Genomic DNA, 10,175 nt, shown 5'->3' with positions numbered 1-10,175 from the left:
CCGCAGATAAAATTTTAGTTTTGAAAATAATTATCGCTTCATACAACGCTTAGAAACTCGCTTCGCTCAAACATTCAGACTAAAACCGTATTCAGAGATAATTATTTTCAATAACCTTTGGTTACCACTAAAATTTTATAATGCGGAAAATAAAAGTTACAAATTATTATTATTATATAGTGAATAATAATTTTATAATTAAATGTTAAAAATAGAGTTAATTATAATAAATGCAAATTTTCCCCGCATTAGCAGACTTTTACGGTAGCTGAAAGCTATTGACAAAGATAAAACTAGGGCTACGGTTTTAGTCCTACTGTTTGAGCGAAGCGAGTTTAGAGCGTTGTAGACATAGTTTTATCTTTGTCAAAGTAAAATCAATATTGCGGGGCTTTTTCTTTTTGGTTCATTTTTCTTTTGGTTAAAAGAAAAATGAACAGATAGATGATTATTTTTTTATTAGTAAGCATACAGATTCTACATGACCTGTTTGTGGGAACATGTCTACAGGTTGGATTTCTGTAGCTTTATAACCTAATTCGTCTAAGATACCGATATCGCGAGCAAGTGATGCTGGGTTACAAGATACGTAGACAATGCGTTTTGGTCTCATAGCAGCGAAAGTTTTTAAAACTTCTGGTGCACAGCCTGCTCTTGGTGGGTCAGTTACGATTACATCTGGACGAAGTCCTTTGCGATAGAGTTGAGGCATTAATTTAGCAGCATCGCCTGTTAAAAATTCAGTATTTCTTATATTGTTATCACGGGCATTAGCAATAGCGTCGCGGATTGCTTCAGGTACGATTTCCATACCGTAAACTTTTTTTGCTTTTTGAGCTAAAAATAAAGAGATAGTACCTGTGCCACAATAGCCGTCAATTACAGTTTCTTTGCCCGTTAAATTAGCGTATTTTAAAGCACATTCATATAATTTTTCTGCCTGTTCTGTATTTACTTGGAAGAAGGAAAGTGCAGATATTTTGAATTTTAGGCTTCCTAATCTGTCTGTGATATGGGAAGCACCCCAAAGAATTTTGCATTCTTTGCCCATGATGATATTATTTCTACCAGTATTGATATTTTGTACGACACTTGTCAAATTTGGAATTTTGGAGCGTAAGAAATTCACGATTTCACGCACGCGAGGTATTTTGGGTTGAGCAGTAACGAGTACGACCATACATTCAGTTTCGTCGCGATTAGTACGACCTACAACATGGCGTAAAAGACCATAGTGAGTTTTTTCATCATAGACACTTAATTTAAATTTTGTAGCCATTTCACGTACAGCATTGGCGATTACATTATTTGTATGTTTTTGAATATGGCAGTTTTCGGTATTGATGATATTATGACTGCTATGGGCATAACAACCGACGATAATACCTTCTTTTTTACTTCTGCCGATTGGAAATTGCATTTTATTGCGATAGTGCCATTCATGAACAGATGGCATAGTAGGGTGAATGATGATATCTTTTTTGATGGCGATATGTTCCATCATATCGATTACTTTTTGTTTTTTTGCATTGAGTTGAGCTTCATAAGAATAATGTTGAAGCTGGCAAGCACCACAGTCATCATATACTTTACAGATTGGTTTTATTCTGTCTGAAGTTTTTTCAAGTATAGATACTATTTCGCCTGTAGCATAATTTTTTTTCACAAGTGTGATTTTAGCTTCTACAGTTTCTCCAGGAAGTGCATAAGGAATAAATACAGTGAAATTTTCAAAGCGTCCAACGCCTTCACCGCTTTGCCCCATTCCTGTGATTTTTATTTCATATTTCTGTCCTAATTGAACAGGAATTTTACTTTTCATTAATTAAAAAATCCTTTCTATAATAAATAATTATTTAGCAAATGATACTTGAGTTAATAAATCAAGTGGTTTATCAATTAAAATATCTGCGCCATTTTGTTTTAATTCATCAGCAGGTCTAAAGCCCCATAATACACCAACAGCTAACATATCGGCATTTTTGGCAGTCTGCATATCTACATCAGAGTCCCCAAGATAAGCTATTTCTTGAGGTTTTAATTGCCAATTTTGGGCAATCATCAAGACTTTGCCTGGATCTGGTTTGCGTTTTAATCCAGCTTTATCGCCGATTATTTCGCTGAAAATACCTTCACCAAATAATAAATTTACGATATCTTTAGCAGCTTCATCATGTTTATTTGTACAGATACCGAGTTTTATATTTTGTTGTTGCAATTTTTTTAATAAAGTTAAGATATCTTCATAAGGAGCTGTATGGTCTAAATTATGTTTAGCGTATACTTGTTTGAATTTAGCTAAAGCTTCATCTAAAAGATACTGTTTATCTTGAGGTAGGGAACGTTCCATTAATTTTTTTATGCCATTACCTACACGATATTTATAACTTTCGATATCATGAGTAGGTAAATTATATTCAGTAAGTACAGTGTTTACACTATTTGCTAAATCTGTTAAAGAATTGACAAGAGTGCCGTCAAGGTCAAATATAACGCCTTTGTAGTTCATAAAATCAACCTTCTTATATTTGTAGTTTTATATTAAAAATTAGTATGTGATTTTTCTAATTCTAAGAGATAATTTTTTAATTTTAATCCACCTGCATAACCGATTAATTTTCCATTAGAGCCAATAACGCGATGACAGGGAATAATAATAGGCAGTGGATTTTTATTATTAGCCATGCCTACAGCTCGATATGCTTTAGGCTTATTGATTTTTTGAGCGATTTCTTTATAACTAGTAGTTTTTCCATAGGGAATATTTTGAAGTTCTTTCCATACTGCAAGTTGAAATGGCGTGCCTGTTAATTTAAATGGTAAAGAAAATGTAGTGCGTTTTCCTTGGAAGTATTCATCTAATTGAATAGTAGCCATAGATAAAAGCTCTGTTGTTTGTAACAGAGCTTTTTGTGGTTGCGTAAATTGAATATTAATTAAATGAGTTTCTGTCGCTACTAGATATAAAGAGATATTTTCAAATTGATATTTACAAGAATAAAACATCTTTAAACCTCTTTTATCATAGTAGTTAGAATTTCAGCGATTTGTTTTAATTTCCAAGGTTGCATTTTCAATACAGGTATGGCTCTTTTGTATTGATATATAGTCGCCATGATGATGACATCACTAGTTTCTTTGCTTAAATCAGCACAATGACGAGAGATAGCAACTTCGCCACCTTTGCTTAAAAATGTTTGTTTTAAAATATTGGCAGCTTTGCTATTTACATCATAAAGTTTTATCACTTTGAAAAGAGCTTTATCTTGCATTATTTTTATGCCAGCATCAGTGCAGTGGATATCTTGCATAGCTTGACGCGCTTCATCAATAGTATTTAAATCTAATATTTCAGGTGAAAAATCATGTATCATTTTCATTTAACCTAAATAAGGATTGATTTGTTTTTCATAGGCAATAGTAGTTGCTCCACCATGACCAGGAAAAACAGTTAAATTTTCATCTAAAGTCAAGATTTTTGCTTTTAAATTGGAAATTAAATCAGTCATAGAGCCAGTAGGAAAATCAGTTCTACCAATAGAGCCAGCAAATAAAGAGTCGCCACTCATAACAACGCCTTCACCAACAAGGCAAATTCCACCAGGTGTATGCCCTGGAGTATGGATTACTTTTAGATTGCAATTGCCAAAAGAAATAATATCGCCTTCATGTAAGATTATATCGGCAGGTTGAGAAATTATAGGTCTACCCATATAGCCATTTTCAGAAAGATTGAGATGTGGGTCAGTGAGCATACAAGCATCATCAGCATGAATAGCCAATTTTGCTTTTAGAGCTAAACCTAATTCTTTATTAGCGCCAATATGGTCAGCATGACCATGTGTATTTACAATATATTTAATATGAAGTTTTAAATTATCGACTACATTTAAAATACTTGTAGCTTCATCGCCTGGGTCGACGATTATGCCTTCTAAAGTTTGTTCATCATATAAAATATAGCAATTTTCCATGATTGGGCCAACTACTAAGGCTTTTATTTTCATGATAATGCTCCTTTGTAATTTTTATTAGTTTATTTTTCTTTAGCAGAACTACTCAAATTACGACGAACGCTGTAAACATCTTTGAGACGGCGGAGTGTATTCATTAATTGTTCTGCACGAGCTAAATTTTTTGTATGGAAAGTAATAGTCATGACAGCAGTTTTATTGCTAGGAATACTGCGAGAGGAAATATTTTCAATATTTATTTTCGCATCAGAAATTCTAGCGATAATTTCAGTTAAGATACCTTGTCTATCGTAGCAACCAACTTCAATAGTTACAGGATAAGATTGGTCTGTGCTGATATCCCAATTTACATCAATGACGCGCATCATATCATTGCCTTCACGCAATACATTTGGACAATCGGCACGATGAACAGATACACCGCGACCACGAGTTATATAACCGATTATTTGGTCGCCTGGGATAGGATTACAACATTTTGCTAAATGCACAAGGAAACCATCTTCACCTTCGACTAAAATACCATGACTTGCTTTTTTCTTAGGTGTTTTAGGCTTGATTTTTTCAAGCATTTGTGAAATATCCGGAGGGGTGATTTCCTGTAGGTCTTTTTTATAAAAAGCAATGAGTTTACTCATAATGCTATTTACAGTGATACCACCAAAACCGATAGAAGCAAACATATCATCAGTATTTTGGATATTTAATTTTTGAGCTACTTGTAAAAGTCTATCATTTTTCGCTAAATCTTTAAAATTGTAGCCTAAATGTTTAGCTTCATTTTCTAATAATTCAAGACCGCGAGCGATATTCTCTTCACGGCGTTGTTTTTTGAACCATTGGCGGATTTTTGTTCTTGTCTGTGAAGAGGCTACAATATTTAACCAATCCGGACTTGGACCATTATTTTGTTTATTGGTAATTACAGAAACGATATCACCGTTTTGCAAAGTATATTCAAGTGGAACAATTTTGCCATTTACTTTAGCACCTACACAGTGATTGCCGATATCTGTATGAATGTGATAAGCAAAATCTATAGGGTTTGAGCCTTTTGGTAAATTGATAACATCACCGCGAGGAGTATATACGAATACTTCATCGGAGAAAATATCAATTTTGAGTGCTTCAAAATATTCGCGTGGGTCGGAAAATTCATCTTGAAGTGTAATCATTTGGCGAAGCCATGAAAGTTTTTTATCGTATTCGCTATTGGCTCCTATGCTTTTATTGCCAGCTTCTTTATATTTCCAGTGAGCAGCAATACCATATTCAGAAATAGCATGCATGGCAAAAGTACGAATTTGAATTTCAAGTGGAAGACCATTATCTGTGATTACAGTAGTATGCAAAGATTGGTAGCCGTTAGTTTTTGGCACAGCGATATAATCTTTAAATCTACCTGGTAGTGGTTTCCACATAGCGTGAATAATACCAAGTACAGTGTAGCAATCAGGGATAGTCTGCACTAATACACGCACAGCGAGTAAATCGAAAATATCGGAGATATCTTTATTGCTTTTTTTCATTTTGCGGTAGATACTGTAGAAATGTTTTGCTCTACCTTTGATTTCACCTTTTAAATGAATTTTATCAAATTCTTGTTGGATTTTTGCCACAGCATCATTGATAAAACCTTGACGTTCTTCACGTTTTTGGTTTACTTTATCTACTAAATCATAATAAGTTTCAGGTTCAAGATAACGCAAACATAAATCTTCAAGTTCCCATTTGATATTGGAAATACCAAGGCGATTAGCAAGTGGTGCATAAACTTCTAGCGTTTCTTTAGCAATGCGTTTTTGTTTTTCCTCACGCATATATTTTAAGGTACGCATATTATGCAAGCGGTCAGCTAATTTTATCATGATTACACGAATATCTTTAGCCATAGCTAAAAACATTTTGCGATATGTTTCGAGCTGTTGGTCCTCTTTGGATTTATATTTCATTTTGCTGAGTTTAGTTACGCCGTCAATGAGCATAGCAACTTCTTCGCCAAAGAGTTCTTTCATTTGTTCAATGGTATAGATTGTATCTTCCACAACGTCATGCAATAAGGCAGCAGCAATAGTAACATCGTCGATATGTAAATCAGTTAAAATCATAGCAACATGTAATGGGTGTGTGATATACATTTCACCTGAAATACGTTTTTGGTCAGCATGTGCCTCATAAGCAAGATTATAAGCTTTAGTAATTAAATCAAAATTAGCTTGTGGATTGTAACTTTTTACGGTATTGATAATATCATCAATTGTAATATCCATATTATCAGTTTTCATCTTAATCACTCCAGAGATTATGAAAAACATAATCATAAAATTTATCGAAAGACTAAAAAGGAATATATAAAATTATAAAATAATGATAATATATATATATAACATAATCAAGATAATATATGTTTTATAATTTATCAGAGATGCGTTTTTATTTTTATATTGACGATAAAAATATATTTTAATGAAGGAATGGTGCAAAATGAATTTAAAAGCAGAAAAATTTAAAGCTTATATAGCAGAAAATAATATTACAAATTTCAAAGTAGAAGAAAGTATAAATAATAATGAAGAAGAAAATGCACGAGTTACTTTTCATACATATGTAAAAGTATTTGGTCAAAAATTGCCTGCTGTAATCGTGATGGATGAAAGTATTTATGTTATTTTACGCGTGCAGGTAATACCAGATATTGAATATATGAAAAATAAAGATGAATTCATTCGTTGTGTAAATGAGATGAATATAAATTATAAAGCAGTAAAATATTATTTAGGTGCAGATAATGCGTTATATTTAGATATGTATATTCCTAATAAAAATGATGATTTAGATGGTGAATTAGTAATGGATTTATTAAATGCAATTACAGTTCATTTAGAAAAAGAATATCCAAATTGGATGAAATTGTTATGGAATTGATGATAAAACTCTAATTTGATACAGTAAAAAAGCAAATAAGATAAAGTGAAAAGAAAGCCATTACTAAAGATATAGTGATGGCTTTCTTTTAGGAATGTTAATGTGTCATTAATAGGTAAGTAATCTTGACACTGTTTCTAAAAACCTTTACAATACTTCTATATGGTTACGTCAGCTATATGAATTTGTAAAGAATATTTAGAAAAATTTAACGTAAAGGGGGGTGGAGATTATCGTTGAATTATTATTAGCGATAATACTTGCACTAGTTGTAGGCTTAGGTGCGGGCTATTGGATGAGAAAACGCAGTGCAGAATCACAAATTGGCTCTGCTGAAGCTGAAGCAAGAAGAATTGTTACAGAAGCCGAAAAACAGATTGAAACTAAGAAAAAAGAAGCAACTCTTGAAGCAAAAGAAGAAATACATAGAATGCGTCAAGAGTTAGACCGCGATACAAAAGACCGTAGAAATGAACTTTCCCGTCAAGAACGTCGTTTGGTACAAAAAGAAGAAAATTTAGATAGAAAAATTGATTCTTTAGAGAAAAAAGAAGAAGTTTTAAATCGTAAAGAAGCTGAGATTGATAAATCTCAAGCAAAAATAGAAGCACTTCATGCAAAACAGTTAGAAGAATTAGAACGTATTTCTGGACTTACTACAGAAGATGCACGCAGTATGTTACTTGCAGATGCTGAAATCGAAATCAAACATGATAAAGCTGTAATGATTAAAGAATATGAACAGCAAGCAAAAGAAGAAGCAGAAAAACGTGCTAGAAATATCATTTCTTTGGCTATTCAAAGATGTGCTGCTGACCATGTAGCAGAAACTACTGTTTCTGTAGTAGCATTGCCAAATGATGAGATGAAAGGTCGCATCATTGGTCGTGAAGGTAGAAATATTCGTGCTTTAGAAACAATGACAGGCATTGATTTAATTATTGATGATACACCAGAAGCTGTAATTTTATCTGGTTTTGATCCTGTTCGTCGTGAAATTGCACGTATTGCTTTGGAAAAACTCATTACAGATGGGCGTATTCACCCAGCTCGCATTGAAGAGATGGTAGAAAAAGCTCGTAAAGAAGTAGACCAACGCATTAAAGAAGCAGGAGAACAAGCTTGCTTTGAAACTGGTGTACATGGATTACATCCAGAAATTGTAAAATTATTAGGTAGATTAAAATATCGTACAAGTTATGGTCAAAATGTATTAAATCATTCTGTAGAAGTATCTCATTTAGCAGGTGTAATGGCTGCTGAATTAGGTGTTGATGTAAATCTTGCTAAACGTGGCGGTTTATTACATGACATAGGTAAAGCTATTGACCATGAAGTTGAAGGTCCACATGTTACTATCGGTGCAGATTTAGCGAAAAAATATCGTGAATCTGCTGATGTTGTAAATGCTATAGCTGCTCATCATGGTGATGAAGAAGCAAAAACTGTGGAAGCTGTACTCGTTGCAGCAGCTGATGCTGTATCAGCCGCACGTCCAGGTGCTAGACGTGAAAGTTTAGAATCTTATTTGAAACGTTTAAAACGTCTTGAAGAAATAGCAGAATCCTTTGAAGGTGTTGACCGTTCATTTGCTATTCAAGCAGGTAGAGAAATTCGCATTATGGTTAAACCAGAAAAAATGGATGATATCTCAACTGTTGCTTTGGCTCATGATATCACTAAGAAAATTGAAGCTGAACTTGAATATCCAGGACAGATAAAAGTAACTGTAATTAGAGAAACTCGTGTAGTTGATTATGCAAAATAAAGATAATAATTTCTTTTGACATAAAGTAGAAGCAGGAAAGTAGTTATTAATATTGATAACTACTTTTTTTGCATTAAATCTCTTTTTGGATAAATTGAATAAATAGATATAAAATGAGTTTGTGATTAATATTATTTGATTTTGCAGTGAGGTTACAATAATGCAAATTACTAAGACTAAAGATGAGAAAAAACCTAATATGGATTGTGTTAATTTATTGACATCAGTATTAATTTATTATCCAGAGATTAGCAAAATATCTATAGAACCAGATGAAAAAATATATATAAATTATATTATCCAAAAGATATTGACTGATGAAGAAATAGAAAAAACACGAACTTTATTAGAAGAATGTTTAAAGTCCTATCATTATTTAGAAAAAACGCAAGTGGAATGTGATGAAGTAAAAATAAATATAGAAGAAAAAGCTACTTTTATAACGATAAAAAGAGATATGAAAACTTTTTCTCATGGAGAACTTCGCTTAATAAATACTTTAATTAATGAAGAATTTGGCGAATTACTGATTATGGATACTGATAAAATTCCTATGATAGATAGTACAATGTTAGCGCAAATGGATTTAATAGATACGATGTTTGCGAGTTTGAAAATTAATCCAGTAGTAGAAAAAATGATAGGTATTCGCGAAGCTGGTAGAGTGATTGTGTTTAATAAATAATTATAGATTTTGTGAAGAATAAAATAAGAGGAGAATTTATTTTGAAATTTTTAATTGTTGGTGATGTATGTGGTAGACCAGGTAGAGAAGCATTTAGAAAATATGTTCCAGAATTGAAAAAAGAACATAATATAGATGTAGTTGTAGTTAACGGCGAAAATATTGCAGGTGGTAGAGGTATCAGTCGCAAAACTTTAGATGAAATTTATCGAGCTGGAGCAGATATAGTAACTTCAGGTAATCATATTTGGGATCAAAAAGAAATTGTATCTTTTATAGATGATGAACCATTTTTGATAAGACCTGCCAATTATCCAGAAGGAGCACCAGGTAAAGGATATTGTATCTATCCATTTAAAGCTAAAAATATCGGTGTAATCAATGTATCTGGTAGAACATTTATGCCACCAATGGACTGTCCATTCCAAAAGGTCGATGAAATTTTAAAAGAAATTAAAAATCAGTGCGATATTATATTAGTAGATATACATGCAGAAGCTACATCAGAAAAAATAGCTATGGGATTTTATCTCGATGGTAAAGTAACTTGTGTCGTTGGAACTCATACTCATGTGCAGACAGCTGATAATAGAATTTTACCTAAAGGAACAGCTTATATCAGTGATTTAGGTATGGTAGGACCTTATAATTCAAGCCTTGGTATAAATGTAAATAATGCAATAGATAAATTCATCACATGTAGACCAGTGCGTTTTGAAATGGCAGAAGGTCCAAATATTTTTTCTGCTGTTGTTTTAGAATTAGCAGAAGATAATAGCGTGAAATCCTTTGAAAGAATACTATTTAACGAAGAATAAAGAAT

10 protein-coding genes are annotated in these 10,175 nt (G+C 32.6%); 4 read left to right on the top strand and 6 right to left on the bottom strand.

The window, feature by feature from the left end:
- Positions 1–448: 448 nt before the first annotated feature.
- Genes rlmD through AC5LAX_RS09940 form a run of 6 tightly spaced genes read right to left on the bottom strand, consistent with a single transcriptional unit; the run spans position 449 to position 6,259 of the window.
- The gene (gene rlmD, locus AC5LAX_RS09965) at positions 449–1,822 is read right to left on the bottom strand and encodes a 23S rRNA (uracil(1939)-C(5))-methyltransferase RlmD (protein ID WP_288909392.1); all 1,374 of its coding nucleotides are present in this window, start codon (positions 1,820–1,822) and stop codon (positions 449–451) included.
- A 30-nt stretch (positions 1,823–1,852) separates the two neighbouring features.
- Positions 1,853–2,509 carry an HAD family hydrolase gene (locus AC5LAX_RS09960; RefSeq protein WP_288909391.1) on the bottom strand — a complete coding sequence of 219 codons (657 nt, stop codon included), beginning with the start codon at positions 2,507–2,509 and terminating at the stop codon, positions 1,853–1,855.
- Between the two features lie 32 nt (positions 2,510–2,541).
- Entirely contained in the window at positions 2,542–3,006 is a 465-nt protein-coding gene (locus AC5LAX_RS09955) for a methylated-DNA--[protein]-cysteine S-methyltransferase (protein ID WP_204965622.1), read from the bottom strand.
- Between the two features lie 2 nt (positions 3,007–3,008).
- Positions 3,009–3,374, bottom strand: a complete 366-nt coding sequence (locus AC5LAX_RS09950) for a hypothetical protein (RefSeq protein WP_022228725.1) — start codon at positions 3,372–3,374, stop codon at positions 3,009–3,011.
- A 6-nt stretch (positions 3,375–3,380) separates the two neighbouring features.
- On the bottom strand, positions 3,381–4,007 hold the full coding sequence (locus AC5LAX_RS09945) for an MBL fold metallo-hydrolase (RefSeq protein WP_015562124.1): 627 nt from the start codon (positions 4,005–4,007) through the stop codon (positions 3,381–3,383).
- Between the two features lie 29 nt (positions 4,008–4,036).
- A complete protein-coding gene (locus AC5LAX_RS09940) occupies positions 4,037–6,259 on the bottom strand; it encodes a RelA/SpoT family protein (RefSeq protein ID WP_018999769.1) in 2,223 nt (740 codons plus the stop codon).
- A gap of 199 nt (positions 6,260–6,458) precedes the next feature.
- On the opposite strand from AC5LAX_RS09940, the gene AC5LAX_RS09935 reads away from it, so the two are divergent.
- The 4 genes from AC5LAX_RS09935 to AC5LAX_RS09920 all read left to right on the top strand — a co-directional run bounded on the left by AC5LAX_RS09935 (position 6,459) and on the right by AC5LAX_RS09920 (position 10,170).
- Complete coding sequence (locus AC5LAX_RS09935) at positions 6,459–6,899, top strand: hypothetical protein (protein WP_008539887.1); 441 nt, start codon at positions 6,459–6,461, stop codon at positions 6,897–6,899.
- Positions 6,900–7,122: 223 nt separating this feature from the next.
- The gene (gene rny / locus AC5LAX_RS09930; protein ID WP_008539888.1) at positions 7,123–8,667 is read left to right on the top strand and encodes a ribonuclease Y; all 1,545 of its coding nucleotides are present in this window, start codon (positions 7,123–7,125) and stop codon (positions 8,665–8,667) included.
- A gap of 160 nt (positions 8,668–8,827) precedes the next feature.
- Positions 8,828–9,352: a hypothetical protein gene (locus AC5LAX_RS09925; RefSeq protein ID WP_008539889.1), complete on the top strand. Its 525-nt coding sequence runs from the start codon at positions 8,828–8,830 to the stop codon at positions 9,350–9,352.
- Positions 9,353–9,393: 41 nt separating this feature from the next.
- Entirely contained in the window at positions 9,394–10,170 is a 777-nt protein-coding gene (locus AC5LAX_RS09920; RefSeq protein ID WP_008539891.1) for a TIGR00282 family metallophosphoesterase, read from the top strand.
- Positions 10,171–10,175 lie beyond the last annotated feature (5 nt).

Source organism: Megamonas sp. (assembly GCF_986095205.1).
This window is presented reverse-complemented; position numbering and strand designations above follow the sequence as displayed.

Excerpts from the sequence above, each read along its gene's own strand:
- rlmD (WP_288909392.1), bottom strand. The coding sequence starts at position 1,822 with ATGAAAAGTAAAATTCCTGTTCAATTAGGACAGAAATATGAAATAAAA.
- AC5LAX_RS09960 (WP_288909391.1), bottom strand. The coding sequence starts at position 2,509 with ATGAACTACAAAGGCGTTATATTTGACCTTGACGGCACTCTTGTCAAT.
- AC5LAX_RS09955 (WP_204965622.1), bottom strand. The coding sequence starts at position 3,006 with ATGTTTTATTCTTGTAAATATCAATTTGAAAATATCTCTTTATATCTA.
- AC5LAX_RS09950 (WP_022228725.1), bottom strand. The coding sequence starts at position 3,374 with ATGATACATGATTTTTCACCTGAAATATTAGATTTAAATACTATTGAT.
- AC5LAX_RS09945 (WP_015562124.1), bottom strand. The coding sequence starts at position 4,007 with ATGAAAATAAAAGCCTTAGTAGTTGGCCCAATCATGGAAAATTGCTAT.
- AC5LAX_RS09940 (WP_018999769.1), bottom strand. The coding sequence starts at position 6,259 with ATGAAAACTGATAATATGGATATTACAATTGATGATATTATCAATACC.
- AC5LAX_RS09935 (WP_008539887.1), top strand. The coding sequence starts at position 6,459 with ATGAATTTAAAAGCAGAAAAATTTAAAGCTTATATAGCAGAAAATAAT.
- AC5LAX_RS09925 (WP_008539889.1), top strand. The coding sequence starts at position 8,828 with ATGCAAATTACTAAGACTAAAGATGAGAAAAAACCTAATATGGATTGT.